The sequence below is a fragment of the Vibrio sp. RW genome (assembly GCF_027587105.1).
Lineage (GTDB): Bacteria > Pseudomonadota > Gammaproteobacteria > Enterobacterales > Vibrionaceae > Vibrio > Vibrio toranzoniae.
Genome location: NZ_JAPPTM010000019.1, coordinates 53338 through 71295, shown reverse-complemented (window position 1 = coordinate 71295; position 17958 = coordinate 53338). Strand labels below are relative to the sequence as shown.

Below are 17958 nucleotides of genomic sequence, written 5' to 3'. Positions count from 1 at the left end.
CTAAATTAAGAAGGAAGTCTACCTTGAGTCAATCTTTAAGAATTGTCTTCGCAGGTACTCCGGATTTCGCCGCCCGTCATTTGGCGGCGTTGTTGTCTTCGGAGCATGAAGTTATTGCTGTTTACACACAGCCCGATCGTCCAGCAGGCCGCGGTAAAAAACTGACGGCGAGCCCAGTAAAAAACATCGCACTTGAAAACAATATTCCGGTTTACCAACCAGAAAATTTCAAGTCAGATGAAGCGAAGCAAGAGCTAGCAGATTTGAATGCTGACATCATGGTTGTTGTCGCTTACGGCTTGCTTCTTCCACAAGCTGTATTAGATACGCCTCGCTTGGGTTGTATCAATGTGCATGGTTCAATCCTGCCACGCTGGCGTGGTGCCGCTCCGATTCAACGCTCTATATGGGCGGGTGATAAAGAGACAGGCGTAACGATCATGCAGATGGATATCGGCCTAGACACGGGGGATATGCTAAGCATCGCAACGCTGCCAATCGAAGCGACAGATACTAGCGCGTCAATGTACGAGAAGTTAGCTGGCCTTGGCCCTGATGCGCTTGTTGAGTGTTTGTCTGACATCGCGTCTGGTAAAGCCGTTGCTGAGAAGCAAAACGATAAGCTTGCTAACTACGCGAAGAAACTAAGTAAAGAAGAAGCTAAAATTGATTGGAATGACAGTGCAGAACACATCGAACGTTGTGTGCGCGCTTTCAACCCATGGCCAATGAGTCACTTTACGATTGTTGATAGCAGCTCTAATGATGAAAAAAGCATTAAAGTTTGGCAGACACGTGTTGATCAAGAATCAATGTCTGCGCCAGCTGGTTCAATCATCAAAGCAGATAAGACTGGTATTTATGTTGCGACTGGCGACAAAGTATTGGTATTGGAACAACTACAAGTTCCAGGCAAAAAAGCAATGTCAGTTCAAGACATCTTGAACTCACGTGCAAGCTGGTTTGAAGTTGGTACTCAACTTTCTTAACCGCTTTAAAGCTACTCAATATGCACATTAAAAATGTGTAGCTTGTAAAAACACAGCTTAGAAAACCTTTACGAGGGCAGAGATGCCCTTATGTATTCAAATAAATATTCGGTACCCCTCATGAATGTTCGCGCTGCTGCTGCAAATGTCCTATTCCAAGTTGTCGATAAAGGCCACTCTCTTTCACACGCTCTCCCTGCGGCTCAAAAAACGATCCGTCCGCGAGACCATGCTCTACTGCAAGAGATTTGCTACGGCGCACTTCGTTACCTGCCTCGCTTAGAATCAATCGCTAACGAACTGATGGAAAACTCGCTTAAAGGTAAAAAGCGCGTCTTCCATCACCTGATCTTAGTCGGCATTTATCAGTTAGGCTTTATGCGCATTCCTTCGCATGCCGCCGTTGCTGAAACCGTGGAAGCAACCAAAACACTACGCGGCCCAAGCCTAAGTGGTTTGATCAATGCAGTACTACGTAGCTACCTACGCGATCAAGAAGAGCTAGACGAGAAAGCCGTTAGCCACAATGCTGGCAAATACAGTCATCCAAGCTGGATCCTAAAAATGCTTCAAGAAAGCTACCCAGAACAGTGGGAGCAATTAGTTGAAGCAAACAACAGCAAGGCACCAATGTGGCTGCGCGTAAACCGTCAACACCACACTCGTGACGAGTATGCTGAACTGCTTAAAAACGAAAACATTGAATACACATTGCACCCTGAAGCAGCCGATGCCATAAAATTAGCTGCACCTTGTGACGTTACTTTGCTTCCGGGTTTCGACCGAGGCTGGGTATCAGTACAAGACGCTGCAGCTCAGCTTTCCGTTGATTTCCTAACACCAAAAGATGGTGAGCTAATCCTTGATTGCTGTGCAGCACCTGGTGGTAAAACGGCACACATTCTTGAACATACTCAAGACACAGAAGTGGTTGCAATCGACAGTGACATTAAACGCCTAGACCGCGTTTACGATAACCTTGAACGCCTACAACTGCGTGCCGACGTCATCTGTGGTGATGCTCGCTACCCTGAAGAATGGTGGACGGGCAGTCAGTTTGACCGCATCCTACTTGATGCTCCATGTTCAGCGACGGGGGTAATTCGCCGTCATCCTGACATCAAGTGGCTACGCCGTGCCTCTGATATTGATGCGCTAGCGGAACTGCAAAGTGAGATTTTGGATGCAATGTGGCGCCAGCTCAAAGAAGGCGGCACCATGGTTTATGCGACATGTTCTATCACGCCGCAAGAAAACGTGCTGCAAGTGAAAGCATTCTTAGAGCGTACCGAGAACGCAACGCTGGTTGGCTCTGATATCGAAAACCCGGGTCGTCAAATACTGCCTGGAGAAGAAGATATGGATGGCTTCTACTATGCAGTTCTAGTAAAACAGGCATAACACTAACAGCGGCTAAGAATTGGATTCTTAGCCGCTGTTTCTTTCTAGTGCATTATCGAAGCAAAATGAGATCACTAGAATTACAAAGGCAAAAATAAGAGAAAGGCTATGAAGATCATTATCCTAGGTGCTGGACAAGTTGGCGGTACCCTTGCTGAAAACCTAGTTGGCGAAAACAACGACATCACCATTGTCGATCGTAACGCTAACCGACTACGTGAACTTCAGGATAAATACGACCTTCGGGTTGTAAACGGTTATGCCAGCCACCCAAGAACATTACGTGAAGCGGGTGCGCAAGATGCCGACATGTTGGTTGCGGTAACCAACATGGATGAAACCAACATGGCGGCATGTCAGGTTGCCTTCTCTCTGTTCAACACGCCAAATCGTATTGCCCGTATCCGCTCTCCTCAATACCTAGAAGAGAAAGAAGCGCTATTCAAATCAGGTGCTATCCCAGTCGATCACCTGATTGCACCCGAAGAGCTAGTGACCAGCTACATCGAGCGCCTAATTCAATACCCAGGTGCACTGCAGGTTGTGAGCTTTGCTGAACAGAAAGTTAGCCTAGTAGCAGTAAAAGCTTACTACGGTGGCCCACTGGTCGGTAATGCACTTTCTGCTTTGCGTGAACACATGCCGCACATCGATACTCGTGTTGCCGCTATTTTCCGACAAGGTCGCCCTATTCGTCCACAAGGCACCACCATCATTGAAGCCGATGATGAAGTTTTCTTCGTCGCGGCAAGTAATCATATTCGCTCAGTAATGAGTGAACTACAGCGCCTAGAAAAGCCTTACCGCCGCATCATGATTGTCGGTGGTGGTAACATTGGCGCAAGTTTGGCAAAACGCCTTGAGCAAAGCTACAGCATCAAGCTGATAGAACGCAGTCCCACACGAGCGGAGAAGCTATCTGAAGAGTTAGAAAACACCATTGTATTCTGTGGCGATGCAGCAGACCAAGAGCTGCTAACAGAAGAAAACATCGATCAGGTGGATGTGTTCATTGCCCTAACCAATGAAGACGAAACCAACATCATGTCCGCGATGTTGGCCAAGCGCATGGGTGCCAAGAAAGTAATGGTACTGATTCAGCGTGGTGCTTACGTCGACCTTGTTCAGGGTGGTGTGATTGATATTGCTATCTCTCCACAACAAGCGACTATTTCTGCACTGCTTACTCACGTTCGTCGTGCTGATATTGTAAACGTATCCTCTCTACGTCGCGGTGCTGCTGAAGCGATCGAAGCCATTGCTCACGGCGACGAAACCACATCTAAAGTGGTTGGCCGAGCGATTGGCGACATTAAACTACCACCGGGCACCACTATTGGTGCGATTGTTCGCGGAGAAGAAGTACTGATCGCGCACGATAGAACCGTCATCGAACAAGATGACCACGTAGTAATGTTCCTAGTAGACAAGAAGTACGTGCCTGATGTTGAGTCTCTTTTCCAACCGAGCCCGTTCTTCTTATAGCCTTGTTCTCGTAAGCTTCTTGTGAGAACGAAGCTCCGATACAAAGCGATGGTCTATTAAGCTATGGTCAACTTTCGTCCAATATTATTAGTGATAGGGTTAGTGTTATCAAAGCTCGCCCTTTTCATGTACATCCCCACATTGGTTGCCTTTTTTACTGGCACCGGTGGTTTTCTCGAGTTTGGTCAATCAGTAGTGATCACGCACATCGTAGCGTTCATCTGCTTGAGTTTGGGCCGTTCCGCTAAGTTCCGACTTGGGGTGCGGGACATGTTTTTGATCACCTCACTGGTCTGGACCATTGCCAGCGCCTTCGCTGCACTGCCTTTTGTATTCATTAACCACATCAGCTTCACCGACGCCTACTTTGAGACCATGTCGGGTATCACCACAACCGGTTCAACGGTGCTAAGTGGCTTAGACAGCATGGCACCAAGCATTCTATTGTGGCGTTCAATACTGCAATGGCTCGGTGGCATCGGCTTCATCGTTATGGCGGTAGCGGTTCTACCAATGCTCAACGTCGGTGGTATGCGCCTGTTCCAAACCGAATCATCTGATTGGTCAGATAAAAGTAGCCCACGAGCAAAAACGGTCGCGAAGAATATCGTAGCGGTTTATCTGGTATTAACTGGCTTGTGCTTGGTGAGCTACTTGTTTGCTGGCATGAGCGTCTTTGATGCCATCAATCACGCTTTCACAACGCTCTCGACTGGCGGTTATTCGACTTCCGATGGCTCAATGAACCACTTCTCTAACAGCGCCCATTGGGTAGGAACTGCGTTCATGTTTCTTGGTGGCTTGCCGTTTTTACTGTTTGTCAGTGCGCTGCGCGGTAGAAAACTCGCACCGATCTATAAAGATGCTCAAGTAAGAGGTTTCGCTTACCTATTCTTGGTTGCCAGTGCCGTGATTTCCAGTTGGTTGGTCATGAGAGATGGCTACACGGTATTGGATGCAATGCGTGTCTCAATGTTCAATATTGTATCAGTCGTCACCACAACCGGTTTTGGCTTAGAAGACTTCACCGCATGGGGCGCACTACCAACCACACTGTTTGCCTTCCTAATGATGGCAGGTGCTTGTTCAGGCTCAACCTCTGGTGGTATTAAAATATTCCGCTTCCAGATCGCGATGACTATGCTTCACAAACAAATGATGAAGCTGATTCATCCATCAGGGGTATTTGTTCAACGCTACAACCAACGCCCAGTCAGTGACGACATCGTTCGTTCTTTAGTGGCATTTGGTTTGATGTTTTTTATTACAATTATCTTAATCGCTGGTGGTTTGAGTGCGATGGGACTTGATCCCGTGACCAGTATATCTGGCGCTATCACAGCCGTTGCCAACGTTGGTCCAGGTATGGGCAGCGTGATCGGTCCAACCGGGAACTTTGCTCCGCTGCCCGACGCCGCTAAATGGTTGCTAAGCTTAGGAATGCTAATGGGACGACTCGAGATACTGACGCTCATTGTTCTATTTTTCCCAGCCTTTTGGCGACGTTAACCAAGCACAAAATCAAGGAAACACAGATGAAATCATACGTACTTCTCGCTGGCACATTGCTCGCAAATTCAGTATTCGTAAGTGCTGCCTTTGCTGATCAAATGGTCACACTGCCTGATGGCAAACAAGTGTTACTCAAAGATGATTTTACTTGGCAATATGTGGCACCGAAGCAAACGGAAGCAGCAGCGACAACATCAGAAATCGCCGTGCCCGTTGCAGCAGCACCTATCGTAGCCGTCCCGGTAGCGACGAATACGCGTGGCACAACGATTGTGGTTAATAGTAAAAAGCCAAGCTTACAGCTGTCTCAATCAGGAGTGGATGTTGTACTGGGTGCAAGTCGCTATGAAGATGGTGAGCTTATCATTCCAACAGCCATCACCAACCAAGGCACTCAAGCTATCATTTTGGTATCACTTAACATCAGCGTATTTACTGTAGAAGGTGAGTTGTTGGCAGAAGAAGAAGTTGCAGTGTGGAAATCAATCAAACGAATGGCCGACACATATTTACGACCAAAGACAGGTGAAGAAGGCAAGCTAATCAAGCTCGACCTAGAGCAACACCCCGAATATCAGATCAAAGTTGAAATTACTGAAGTACTGGCTCGCTAAACCGGAGTCACGTACAAATAGATAGCGAAGAAATGGCAAGCGCAACCCGCCAATACAAACAAGTGCCAAATGGCATGGTTGTAAGGGATGCGTTTGGCCACATAGAAAATCACGCCCAGCGAATAAATCACACCACCGAGCGCTAATAGCACCAAACCACCCATCTCGATATTCATCGCCAGTTGATAGACCACAACCAATGACAACCAACCCATCGCCAAGTAAGTCATCAATGACAAACGCTTAAATCGGTAGACGAAGGCAATCTTCATAATGATGCCCACCAGCGCGATACCCCAAATAACAGCCATTAACCCCATTGCTAAAGGTGTTCTCAAGCTCACCAATAAAAATGGCGTATAGCTACCCGCGATCAGCAAGTAGATCGCACAGTGATCGAGAGTTTTCAGTAGGCGCTTAGTCTTTTCTGTGGTGATCGAGTGATAAAGCGTAGAAGCGAGAAAGAGTAGGATAATACTGCTGCCATACACCGCCATGCTCGCAATAGTCAGCATATCGGCTTGATGATCAAACGCACGAATCAGTAACAGGATTAAACCAACCACACCGAGCACAACTCCCAAGCCATGAGTTATTGCATTGGCACGTTCTTCGATGTCACAGTATTCGCTCACCGATGATGCAGACATGACTATCCTACTAGAGTAAATGATCGATTTGCCTAGTATTGCACATTAAGCTTACACGTGTAAGCTTAAATTTTTATGACATCGATGACGCCTAAACTGTGTGATGAAGCTAAAATCTCTAAAGCGAAAGAGCTAAGAAGTGTTTTCTAAATACTCAATCACCATCTTACCAGCGTCCTCTGGAGAGGTATCCAATGGCACACTCAATTGACGCTGTAGCTGACCAACCCCTAATAAACTCGCCAACATCCCTTTTGCGCCATCTCGATTGCGGTCTATCTCAAACCACAAATTAAGTTCTGTCTCATCACGATGGGCAACAACCTCTAATTCACGCCAACGGCCATGATAAGGGCCAGTCGTCGGAACAAACTCGAATTCTTGTACAAACGGCAGTTCAAAACCCTCCACCGCTTCACATTCAACTTGGCGAATACGTAGTCCTTGGGCTTCAAGTTCATTAAAAATACCATCAAGTAGCGCATCAGGGCGAACCGTTAGAGTATCCTTATCCGATGGGTCAATCGCCATCGCAATGTCTAACCCGGTTTCAAGCCACACCTTGGAATCACCAATAGTGACGGGTGTATTAAGCGGGACATAAAACTCACACTCAAAATTACGGGTCTCGCCCGGTTGAATAACAAAGGCATACGGCAGGCTCCATTTGGCCAACGAGTATGTCTGGTGCATTCGGCGTGTTTGACCGCCCTCTTGCTTTTGCGAGTTCATGGCAACTTCTGTGACGTAACGGCAGCACAGGTTGAGATCGATGTTGTCTATCTCTTGTGGCTGAGCGCCACCATACACATACACAATAATGCTCGCCTTTTGCCCTGGGTAAAGCACTTCTTGCTGCAATACAGAATCCACCTTGGCAGACCCAATACCAAAACTTGCTAACGTTTTCTTTAAGAACGACATATGCACCTCCTTTAAAACATCATCTTAAGCCTGAAAGAGGTTCAAACTCAAATATACTGTTCACACTATTTTAGCTCTAATATTGTCTATTTATCACACAGGCGTCGATCGATAACTTAGATAGTGATAGTCTAGGCTCTGATATGCATGCATATCATTATCCTGATTTATTATTCGGATTGGCGAAAGCCAGACGAGTGACGCTTCAAGCAATTGAGGCGGATCTCATGGTAAATCAGGCCATTAGATTGGCAATGGATATGCCTGACCGTTAGGTAACTTAATGCGCCCAACAGCTGTCAGGTTCTCGCAGACCAACCGCAGTGCGATGCGTCGTCGTAGTGGCTTTGCTGCTGCTCCAACGGCAAAAAAAATGGCTCCAGCAATGACTCTAGTTGAGAAGACTGCTTTATTAGCACCGACTACAACAAAAGTGATTAAAGCCGCTTAACTAAAAAGCGCAGTTTTTACTGCGCTTTTTCTTGCCTCTTTCCCTTCTCGAAATGAGTTTACACATTGGTATTCTCGATTCAATTTGATACTTTATCCACAAATCATTATAAATTTTGTGGGGAATAAAGTATGAAGTGTCATCGCATTGAAGAGTTGCTTGAGCTAATGGAACCTGAGTGGCAAAAAGATCAGGAGCTTAACTTGCTAGAGTTCATCATTAAGCTATCAAAAGAAGCAGGCTACCAAGGCAAGCTTGAAGAACTGACGGATGATGTTCTTATCTACCACCTAAAAATGCGTAACAGCGAAAAAGATGAAATGATACCGGGTCTGAAAAAAGACCAAGAAGATGATTTCAAAACTGCCATCCTAAAAGCACGTGGCCTCCTTTAATTATCTCTATTGCTTTAGTGTTATAACTACCTTACAGATAAAACACTCAATGAAAAAAGCGATCACTTGGCCGCTTTTTTATTTCTGTTCGCTATTTTTTCGTCACAACTGTTACGACTTTTGTTGTTAAAGGTTGATAGCGTTAAAGAAATGAGAACAAGATTGCCGCTATAATCGCCCCCATAAGAATCTTCTAAAATAATAAGAGTGAGTGTGATAACAACAAATGCACCAAACTCAATTTCTACAGGTTCTCTAAACCATACTTTAAAGTAATGTCGTCAATACCCGATTTAACCGGGTATACATGCCACAAAAAGGATATTCCATGAGTCAGGATAAAATCGATATCAAAGATGTGACTCCTAAAACCTTTAATCCAAAAACACATAAAGGTAATGGAGATCGATTTAACCCAAGTAACCGAATCTATGTGCGAGAAAGCAAAGGTAAATTCCAACAGTTGCGTCGTTACGGCGGTTGGTTCTTACTTTTACTTTTTACGCTTATCCCATGGATTTCATTTGGTGAACGACAAGCGATCTTGCTCGATATCGGCAGCCAACAGTTCAACTTCTTTGGTACTACGTTATACCCACAAGATCTCACCCTGCTCGCGATCCTCTTCATGATTGCTGCATTTGGTCTGTTCTTTATCACCACCTTTTTAGGCCGGGTTTGGTGTGGCTACCTTTGCCCTCAAACCGTGTGGACCTTTATGTACATCTGGTTTGAAGAGAAACTCGAAGGGGCTGCCAATAAGCGAAGAAAACAAGATTCTGGCAAACTGACTATCAATTTAATTGTTAGAAAAACGGCTAAACACATAGCATGGTGGGCCATTGCCATTGCGACTGGTTTAACCTTTGTTGGCTACTTCATCCCTGTCAAAGAATTAGTGGCAGGCTTCTTTACCTTCAACTCGTCATTTTGGCCAGTATTTTGGGTACTGTTCTTTGCCGGGTGTACCTACGCCAACGCAGGTTGGATGCGCTCAATTGTGTGTCTGCACATGTGTCCTTATGCACGTTTCCAATCAGCCATGTTTGATAAAGATACTTTCATCGTAGGTTACGACACCGAGCGTGGCGAAAGCCGCGGTCCTCGTTCTCGTAAAGCCGATCCAAAAGAGCTTGGCCTTGGTGACTGTATTGACTGTAACCTGTGTGTTCAAGTGTGCCCGACAGGGATTGATATCCGTGACGGTCTGCAATACGAGTGTATTAACTGTGGCGCGTGTATTGATGCCTGTGACCACACTATGGAACGTATGGGCTATGAAAAAGGCCTGATCAGCTACACCACAGAACACAGGTTGGAAGGACACTCAACTAAAGTCATGCGCCCTAAGCTGCTAGGCTACGGAGCCATATTGATACTTATGCTGGGTTTGTTCTTTGCACAGATAGCGAGTGTTGACCCTGCCGGCTTAAGCGTTCTGAGAGATAGAAACCAGCTATTTAAAATCAATAGCCAAGGGCTTGTCGAAAATACTTACAACTTGAAAATAATCAACAAAACTCAGCAAGAGCAAGAATACAAACTTGATGTTAGCGGGCTACCAGACTCTATCTGGTACGGTAAACAAACCATTACCGTAGAGCCTGGTGAAGTTTTAAACCTTCCTATCAGCTTAGGCGTCGATCCAGAAAAACTGAGCTCACCAGTTTCGACAATTCAGTTTATACTCTCGGATAATGAAGAGTTTACGATGGAAGTCGAAAGCCGCTTTATCAAGAAGCTCTGATACCAGCCACCTAGTGCTTGGTATAACCCCCAATAAATGGAAAAAGGCTCAGTAATGAGCCTTTTTTATTCTATGACGATGCAAGCCTTTAACTTTGATAACCTGACTCCTGACTTCATGTGGTACGCACTGGAGAGCATCGGAGTTCGCGCTGAATCCGGGCTTCTCGCTCTCAACAGTTATGAAAACCGGGTATATCAATTCATAGATGAAGACCGTAAACGCTACGTGGTTAAATTTTATCGCCCGCAGCGCTGGAACACAGCACAGATCCAAGAAGAGCACGATTTCGCGTTAGAGCTGATCGAACAAGAGTTACCGGTTGCTCCACCGATACGGATCAACGGCGCAACCTTACATGAATATCAAGGCTATCTATTTGCACTATTTGAAAGTGTCGGCGGCAGACAATATGAAGTCGACAATCTAGAGCAATTGGAAGGCGTAGGACGTTTTCTTGGTCGTATTCATAAAGCGAGTGCCGGAAGAACATTCCAGCATCGTCCGACCATCAGCTTAGATGAGTATCTTTATCAGCCACGTAAGATTCTAGAGAACTCTCAGTTTATCCCAACGCACCTGGAGAACGCGTTCTTCAATGACGTCGATCTTCTAATTAAAGAGTTGGAGAGCCAATGGCCTAGCAATATTGAGAATATCCGTCTCCATGGTGACTGCCACCCAGGCAATATTCTGTGGCGTGACGGGCCAATGTTCGTCGATCTTGATGACGCACGAAACGGCCCTGCGATACAAGATCTGTGGATGCTGCTTAATGGTGATCGCCAAGATAAGCTGATGCAGCTGGATATTTTGTTAGAAAGTTATCAAGAGTTTTGCGATTTTAATACCTCACAACTGAAACTAATCGAACCCCTGCGCGGTCTACGTATGGTGCATTACATGGCATGGTTGGCGAAACGATGGCACGATCCGGCGTTTCCTTTGGCCTTCCCGTGGTTTAATGACCCGAAATATTGGGAGCAACAAGTACTTGCTTGTAAAGAGCAAATTGCTACCCTGCAAGAGCCACCACTTTCGTTAATGCCTCAGTGGTAACCGCAATCGCAACATACAACTAGATAAAAATTCAAACATAATGGAGATTGGATAAATGAAAAAGCTATTCGCATTTTTCTCATTGATCATGTTGAGCCTTTCCGCTCACGCGGCGAAATTTAACGAAGGTGAACACTACAAAGTTCTCGACCTAGAAGCATCAAAAAAACCATTGGTGACAGAGTTCTTCTCTTTTTACTGCCCACACTGTAATAGTTTTGAGCCTATTATCCAGCAGCTAAAACAACAGTTACCTGCTGACGCTAAGCTACAGAAGAACCATGTTTCATTCATGGGTGGCAACATGGGTATGCCAATGAGCAAAGCTTACGCGACGATGATTGCACTGAAAGTGGAAGACAAGATGGTCCCCGTGATGTTTAACCGCATTCACAACATGAACAAACCACCACGCGATGAAGCAGAACTACGTCAAATCTTTTTAGATGAAGGTATCGACGCGAAGAAGTTTGATGCGGCTTACAATGGCTTTGCAGTAGATTCAATGGTTCGTCGTTTCGATAAAGCATTCAAAGACAGCGGCCTTTCTGGCGTACCCGCAGTCGTGGTAAACAACCGTTACCTAATAGATGCTCAAGGTATCAGTTCTCTCGATGAGTACTTCGAACTGGTTAACTTCCTACTGAAAAAGTAAGGAATGGATGAAAGGAAGCTTCGGCTTCCTTTTTTTTGCTTGTTCAAAAATCATCATTGATAAATAATTAACCTGGAAATTTAAAGCTTTACTGCTATTAATAACCCGTCCTAAGAACCGGTGGGCAAGGAGCCCGTAAATGAAAATAAAAATCACACTTATCGCATTAAGCGTTGCAGCCTCTCCCGCTTTTGCCAAGCTTGCAGACGAACAAGGTTTCAGTGGTGAAATATCGTTCAATACCGGAGTCGCCTCTTCCACCTCAAACTTTAATACCGACTCGGATAGCACCATCTCGTCAAATACACAGAAAGCACCTTCTGACCGTTCATTTCTCATAGCACCTCTAGGAAATGTCGCTTACACCTTTGGTGAAAAGTTAAATCATCAGGTTTACACGGGTACGGCACGTGATGACGTGGCAACAGGTACCGTGGTGCTTGAAGTGGGTTATAAATACCAACTTGAATCTGGCATGGTGATCGATGCTTCTATTCTGCCAACCATTATGTCTGATGAGACTTGGGCTAACCCATACAAAGTTGGAGAAGCTCGTAGCAAAACAGACGAAACCGGTAATGCGTTCCGCCTAAAGCTGGATAATATTGCTGGCTCTGCGTTCTCCGTCGATATGGCTTTCGCGACCAGAGATGTGGATAACGACCTAGTTGAATACGAAGAACTAAAGCGTGATGCAGACACCTTCTACCTAAAAGGTCAGTATCGCCAACCGATTAACCGCACTATGATGTTGGTTCCGTCTTTGATTTATCAATCAACAGACGCAGAAGGCGATGCAGTCTCATTCGAACAATTCGGGGGAGAAGTCAGTTTATTTGGTGGCACGGGCCGTCACCAGTACGCGCTAACTGCGGGTTACAACCAACGCTCTTACGATGCAAGCAACCCGATCTACGACAAGAAGCGTAGCGACGACAACATCAATCTATTCGCCGCGTATGAATATGAACAGTTCATGGACTGGGAAAACTGGTCGTTTGTTGCTCTTGCCGGTTACGGTACTAGCGAATCAAACATTACCTTCTACGATGAATCACAATACATCGCTTCAGTTGGCTTGAACTACAAGTTCTAACTCCAGCCAGCACCAATAAATTATCAAACCCAAGCCTGCACACAAGCAGGCTTTCTATTTACTACTACACAGCTTGAGCCGTGAGTTGCTTCAACAATCGGTCCATCGCTCGATAGCCCAGCGCTTCCGATAAATGCTTCTTTTCAATCTGCTCGTTACCGTCAAGGTCGGCAATGGTTCGTGCAACCTTAATGATTCGGTGATAAGCACGAATCGATAAACCCAACCGATGCAGCGCGGTTTCGAGAAACTCCGCATCTTCACGTCGAAGTGGGCAATATTTTTCAATTTCTCGGCTTCCTAGCAAAGAATTCGATTTATGATTCCTAGATAGCATCAACTGACGAGCTTGTTTAACTCGGAGTTTAACTACTTGGGTCGTTTCTCCACGATCCCCTCCTTCAGCGAGCATTCCTTTAGGTAACAAAGGGATTTCTAATGACATATCAAATCGATCAAGTAATGGTCCCGACAAGCGATTGAGATAACGCAGTATGATTTGTGGATTAACTCGTGCTTGATTACCTTCATAATAGCCAGTTGGACTAGGGTTGAGCGCACCTATCAACTGAAAGCGAGCAGGAAAGCGAGTCTTACCTGCCACACGCGAAATAATGATTTCACCCGACTCTAGCGGCTCTCGCAGTGAATCGAGTGCCTTGCGCTCAAACTCCGGCATCTCATCCAAAAACAACAATCCATTATGCGCCAAAGAAATCTCTCCAGGACGAGGGACAGAGCCCCCACCCACTAAGGCCGCCATCGAACTCGAATGGTGAGGCGAACGAAATGGCCTTTGTTTCCAGTTGTATTGATTAATCTCTTGTTGCGTTAACGAGGCTACTGAAGCCGTTTCCATCGCCTCTTCATTACTCATCTCAGGTAACAAGTCGCGTAATCGTGAAGCGAGCATAGTTTTCCCCGTCCCAGGAGGACCAAGGAAAAGCAAGTTATGGTTTCCAGCCGCGGCTATCTCTAAGGCACGCTTGCCTTGTTGTTGGCCAATAATATCTTGTAAATCACGATTATCAGACACGTCGACGTGATGATGCTCCGTTCGATACAAGCCAAGCTGAGCCTGCCCACACATATCGGCACAAACCTCCAATAACGTTTGTGCCGATTTATGTGCCCCTTTGCCAACCAAGGCCGCCTGGTCACCGTTGTGGTGTGGAACCACCAAACATCGCTCAACACTGTCGGCCGCCAATGTGGCTGGCAACACTCCTTTGACTGAACGCAACTCTCCAGACAACGCCAACTCACCGATAAATTCATGTTGCGCTATTTTTGACGTAGGCAGCTGATCGGACGCCACTAAGATACCGAGCGCGATTGGCAAGTCAAAGCGCCCTCCCTCCTTAGGTAAATCCGCAGGAGCCAGGTTGACCGTGATTCTTTTTGATGGGAATTCAAAACGAGAATTGATGATGGCGCTTCTGACTCGGTCTTTGGATTCCTTGACCGTCGTTTCAGGTAGACCCACCAACGTAAAACCGGGCATTCCATTGCTGATATGGACCTCAACGGTCACCTCTGGCGCTTCTACACCCACACTAGCTCGGCTATGAATTATCGCGAGTCCCATAACTTTCCTTTGTCTTTGATTTAAAAGTATTCGCTCTGGATATTCGTTGTACACCAAAGCTATCAAGTTGTTATATAGCTTGGTGGAATGGTGTTTTAATGTGAAAAAAGAATGACATTTTCCTTGTCATACAACAGATTTGTGTGATAACACTAGAGATGTAGACATTTACTGAAGACAATAAACAAGAAAACTCGAATTTTATGATTTTTAACGCTCGCATTTACGCACTGATTAACCTGATTATCGTAGTCATTATTGAGACTGCGCGGGGGCGAGTGGGAAAAAAGTAACCACGAATTAGAAAAAACCCCCGCACTGAAAAGTTCGGGGGTTTTTTCTAATTTAACGGTTCAATTTTTATTATTTTATTATTTTCGGCTTTGCCGATTTACAGGAAGAATGGGAGCACAAGATGTGCAGAGACAATGGAAACAGTTACCAAAATAAAGGTAATACGGAGGAACTACGATGAAAGGCGCAGAACTAGTCGTATCCGCACTCAAGCAACAAGGCATTGAGACCGTATTTGGTTACCCAGGTGGTGCCATCATGCCAATCTACGATGCACTCTATGACGGCGGCGTTGAACATATCCTGTGCCGTCATGAACAAGGCGCTGCAATGGCCGCTATCGGTATGGCTCGAGCAACACAAGACGTCGCGGTTTGCATGGCAACCTCAGGCCCAGGCGCAACTAACTTAGTCACTGGCCTTGCAGACGCCTTTATGGATTCCATCCCACTCGTTGCTATCACAGGCCAAGTTGCTAGCTCCCATATCGGCACCGATGCATTCCAAGAAATGGATGTGATTGGTATGTCTTTGTCATGTACTAAACACAGCTACCTCGTTACCGACATTGAAGATCTTGCGCCAACATTAACTGAAGCATTCATCGTTGCAAAAGCAGGACGTCCCGGTCCGGTTATTGTCGATATCGCTAAAGATGTTCAATTGGCAGAAGCACCTGTTAACACTCTCCCTGAATTTACTCCACCAGCCATTCCTGTTGCGACAACCGATGCCATTGAGCAGGCACAGTACTTTTTGTCTCAAGCGACCCGTCCTGTTTTATACGTCGGTGGTGGTGTCCAACTGGCTAAAGCGACGGACTCTGTTCGTGAGTTTTTACGCCTTAATCCAATGCCAGCCGTAAGCACACTGAAAGGCTTAGGTACCATCGAACGTGACGACCCACACTACTTGGGCATGCTGGGTATGCACGGCACCAAGGCCGCTAACCTAGTGGTTCAAGAGAGCGACCTGCTGATTGTGGTTGGCGCTCGTTTCGATGATCGGGTAACCGGAAAACTTGATACCTTTGCACCGCACGCGAAGGTTATTCATATCGATATCGATGCGGCCGAGTTCAGTAAACTGCGTCTGGCCGATGCACCAATTCGTGGTGACATCAACAAAATCATGCCTCAGTTGGAACTAAGCCAAGACATCTCATCTTGGGTCCACCACTCTGAAGGGTTACGCAGCTCATTCAAGTGGCGCTACGACCACCCAGGCGATCTGATCTTTGCTCCGCTACTGTTGAAGCAACTGTCAGACATGATGCCAGCAAGCTCTATTGTTTCAACCGATGTGGGCCAACACCAAATGTGGGCGGCTCAACACATTCAGCCTCGCGATCCACAAAACTTCATCACCTCTGCCGGTTTGGGCACCATGGGCTTTGGCTTACCAGCCGCAATGGGTGCATCGGTTGGCCGTCCTGATGACCAATCGATTCTTATCTCTGGTGATGGTTCATTCATGATGAACGTGCAAGAGCTTGGCACGCTGAAACGCCGCCAAATCCCAGTGAAGATGGTGCTTCTAAACAACTCTCGCTTGGGCATGGTTCGCCAATGGCAATCACTGTTCTTTGATGGCCGCCACAGTGAAACCATCTTAGATGACAACCCAGACTTCGTGATGCTAGCGAAAGCCTTCGATATCCCGGGTAAAACCATCACGCGTAAAGAAGAAGTAGAGCCAGCACTGAAAGAGATGCTAGAGAGCAAAACCGCTTACTTACTTCATGTTCTTATCGATGAAGAAGAGAACGTATGGCCACTAGTACCGCCAGGTGCTTCAAACAGTGAGATGTTGGAGAACACATAACATGAAAAGATACCTATTAGACATCAAAGCCGATGATAAGCCTGTACTACTAGAGCGTGTTCTTCGTGTTATCCGTCACCGTGGCTTTATTGTTAAGCAAGTGGCAGGCACTCAAAACCACGAAAGCAAAGTGGCGAGTGTTGAGATCATTGTCGACAGTGACCGTCCGATCTCTTTCTTGGTCAATCAAATCGAAAAGCTGTGGGATGTGCGTACCGTTGACGTAATCTCAATCAGCCGTAATGAATTACCAAACAACAACTTACAACAAAAGATAAACGCATAAGGAACCGCAAACATGACAGCTAAAACGGCAGACTATATTTGGTTTAACGGTGAGATGGTTCCTTGGGCAGAGGCGAACGTTCACGTCCTGACTCACGCAATGCACTACGGTACTTCTGTGTTTGAAGGCGTTCGTTGCTACAACACGCCAAAGGGGCCGGTTATCTTCCGTCACCCTGAACATGCTAAGCGCCTGAAAGACTCAGCGAAGATCTACCGCTTTCCTATTCCTTACACTGAGGAAGAAATTATGGAAGCGACTCGCGAAACGCTACGTCAAAATAAACTAGAGTCAGCGTACATCCGCCCTCTCGGCTTTGTCGGTAACGTTGGCTTGGGTGTATGCCCACCAGAAAATACTGAGATGGAACTGATCATCGCTGCTTTCCCTTGGGGTTCTTATCTAGGCGAAGAAGCGCTAGAAAATGGCGTTGATGCGATGATTTCTAGCTGGAACCGTGCTGCGCCAAACACCATCCCAACCGCTGCTAAAGCGGGTGGTAACTACCTATCTTCACTGCTAGTTGGTGGTGAAGCGCGTCGTCATGGTTACGATGAAGGTATTGCACTAAGTGTTGATGGTTACCTTTCTGAAGGTGCAGGTGAAAACATCTTTGTCGTGCGCAATGGCGTGCTATCGACACCACCAGCGACCAGTGCAATTCTGCCGGGTATCACTCGTGATTCGATCATGACACTAGCAAAAGACATGGGTTATGAGATCCGTGAAGAGAACATTGCTCGTGAAGCGCTATACCTTGCTGATGAAGTCTTCATGACAGGTACAGCAGCGGAAATCGTTCCGGTTCGTAGCGTAGACAAAATTACAGTAGGTGAAGGCAAACGCGGTCCTATCACTGAAAAAGTTCAAGCGGCTTATTTTGGTTTATTCAATGGCACCACTGAAGATAAGTGGGGTTGGTTAGATTACGTTTATCCAGCAGACCACGCTTCAACAAACCAAACACAAACCACTAAGTAAGCAACAG

The 17958-nt window shown here is 46.2% G+C and carries 17 protein-coding genes and 1 pseudogene; 14 read left to right on the top strand and 4 right to left on the bottom strand.

From position 1 onward, the window contains the following. Positions 1-23 precede the first annotated feature (23 nt). The 5 genes from fmt (at position 24) to OCT63_RS15850 (ending at position 6001) form a co-directional block, all read left to right on the top strand. Entirely contained in the window at positions 24-989 is a 966-nt protein-coding gene (fmt, locus tag OCT63_RS15870) for a methionyl-tRNA formyltransferase (RefSeq protein ID WP_269984045.1), read from the top strand. A 120-nt stretch (positions 990-1109) separates the two neighbouring features. After that, positions 1110-2390 (top strand): 16S rRNA (cytosine(967)-C(5))-methyltransferase RsmB, encoded by a 1281-nt coding sequence (rsmB, locus tag OCT63_RS15865; RefSeq protein ID WP_161674759.1) that lies wholly within the window; start codon positions 1110-1112, stop codon positions 2388-2390. A 108-nt stretch (positions 2391-2498) separates the two neighbouring features. Then, a complete protein-coding gene (trkA, locus tag OCT63_RS15860) occupies positions 2499-3875 on the top strand; it encodes a Trk system potassium transporter TrkA (RefSeq protein ID WP_017055428.1) in 1377 nt (458 codons plus the stop codon). Positions 3876-3938: 63 nt separating this feature from the next. Further along, on the top strand, positions 3939-5384 hold the full coding sequence (locus OCT63_RS15855) for a TrkH family potassium uptake protein (protein ID WP_269984044.1): 1446 nt from the start codon (positions 3939-3941) through the stop codon (positions 5382-5384). Positions 5385-5410: 26 nt separating this feature from the next. After that, on the top strand, positions 5411-6001 hold the full coding sequence (locus OCT63_RS15850; RefSeq protein WP_161687855.1) for a DUF3157 family protein: 591 nt from the start codon (positions 5411-5413) through the stop codon (positions 5999-6001). Here the strand turns inward: OCT63_RS15850 and trhA are convergent. Next, a complete protein-coding gene (gene trhA / locus OCT63_RS15845) occupies positions 5998-6651 on the bottom strand; it encodes a PAQR family membrane homeostasis protein TrhA (RefSeq protein WP_136981236.1) in 654 nt (217 codons plus the stop codon). The genes OCT63_RS15850 and trhA overlap by 4 nt on opposite strands. Positions 6652-6783: 132 nt before the next feature. Next, positions 6784-7575 carry a sporulation protein gene (locus OCT63_RS15840; RefSeq protein ID WP_269984043.1) on the bottom strand — a complete coding sequence of 264 codons (792 nt, stop codon included), beginning with the start codon at positions 7573-7575 and terminating at the stop codon, positions 6784-6786. Positions 7576-7858: 283 nt separating this feature from the next. On the opposite strand from OCT63_RS15840, the gene OCT63_RS15835 reads away from it, so the two are divergent. After that, positions 7859-8026, top strand: coding sequence for a hypothetical protein (locus OCT63_RS15835; protein WP_099049823.1), 168 nt, complete (start codon positions 7859-7861; stop codon positions 8024-8026). Between the two features lie 131 nt (positions 8027-8157). Further along, the gene (locus tag OCT63_RS15830; RefSeq protein ID WP_009848104.1) at positions 8158-8421 is read left to right on the top strand and encodes a YihD family protein; all 264 of its coding nucleotides are present in this window, start codon (positions 8158-8160) and stop codon (positions 8419-8421) included. 6 nt (positions 8422-8427) lie between these two features. On the opposite strand, the pseudogene OCT63_RS21565 reads toward OCT63_RS15830, so the two are convergent. Then, positions 8428-8621, bottom strand: a pseudogene (locus OCT63_RS21565) (hypothetical protein). A 128-nt stretch (positions 8622-8749) separates the two neighbouring features. Between OCT63_RS21565 and ccoG the strand changes: the two are divergent. The 4 genes from ccoG (at position 8750) to OCT63_RS15810 (ending at position 12978) form a co-directional block, all read left to right on the top strand. After that, a complete protein-coding gene (ccoG, locus tag OCT63_RS15825; RefSeq protein ID WP_269984042.1) occupies positions 8750-10168 on the top strand; it encodes a cytochrome c oxidase accessory protein CcoG in 1419 nt (472 codons plus the stop codon). Between the two features lie 72 nt (positions 10169-10240). Further along, the gene (locus OCT63_RS15820; RefSeq protein WP_269984048.1) at positions 10241-11227 is read left to right on the top strand and encodes a serine/threonine protein kinase; all 987 of its coding nucleotides are present in this window, start codon (positions 10241-10243) and stop codon (positions 11225-11227) included. A gap of 55 nt (positions 11228-11282) precedes the next feature. Continuing rightward, positions 11283-11882 (top strand): thiol:disulfide interchange protein DsbA/DsbL, encoded by a 600-nt coding sequence (locus tag OCT63_RS15815; protein WP_137026820.1) that lies wholly within the window; start codon positions 11283-11285, stop codon positions 11880-11882. Between the two features lie 139 nt (positions 11883-12021). Continuing rightward, positions 12022-12978 carry a DUF2860 domain-containing protein gene (locus OCT63_RS15810; RefSeq protein ID WP_269984041.1) on the top strand — a complete coding sequence of 319 codons (957 nt, stop codon included), beginning with the start codon at positions 12022-12024 and terminating at the stop codon, positions 12976-12978. Positions 12979-13042: 64 nt separating this feature from the next. Here OCT63_RS15810 and OCT63_RS15805 read toward each other — a convergent pair whose 3' ends face one another. Then, positions 13043-14566, bottom strand: a complete 1524-nt coding sequence (locus tag OCT63_RS15805; RefSeq protein ID WP_269984040.1) for a YifB family Mg chelatase-like AAA ATPase — start codon at positions 14564-14566, stop codon at positions 13043-13045. A 471-nt stretch (positions 14567-15037) separates the two neighbouring features. Here OCT63_RS15805 and ilvG point away from each other — a divergent pair, with 471 nt between their 5' ends. The 3 genes from ilvG to OCT63_RS15790 are packed head-to-tail and all read left to right on the top strand — an operon-like array spanning position 15038 to position 17951. Beyond that, positions 15038-16684 carry an acetolactate synthase 2 catalytic subunit gene (ilvG, locus tag OCT63_RS15800; RefSeq protein WP_017055441.1) on the top strand — a complete coding sequence of 549 codons (1647 nt, stop codon included), beginning with the start codon at positions 15038-15040 and terminating at the stop codon, positions 16682-16684. Position 16685: 1 nt separating this feature from the next. Then, positions 16686-16970, top strand: a complete 285-nt coding sequence (gene ilvM, locus OCT63_RS15795) for an acetolactate synthase 2 small subunit (protein ID WP_017055442.1) — start codon at positions 16686-16688, stop codon at positions 16968-16970. A gap of 12 nt (positions 16971-16982) precedes the next feature. Then, positions 16983-17951 carry a branched-chain amino acid transaminase gene (locus OCT63_RS15790; protein WP_060468907.1) on the top strand — a complete coding sequence of 323 codons (969 nt, stop codon included), beginning with the start codon at positions 16983-16985 and terminating at the stop codon, positions 17949-17951. The last annotated feature ends 7 nt before the right edge of the window (positions 17952-17958 follow it).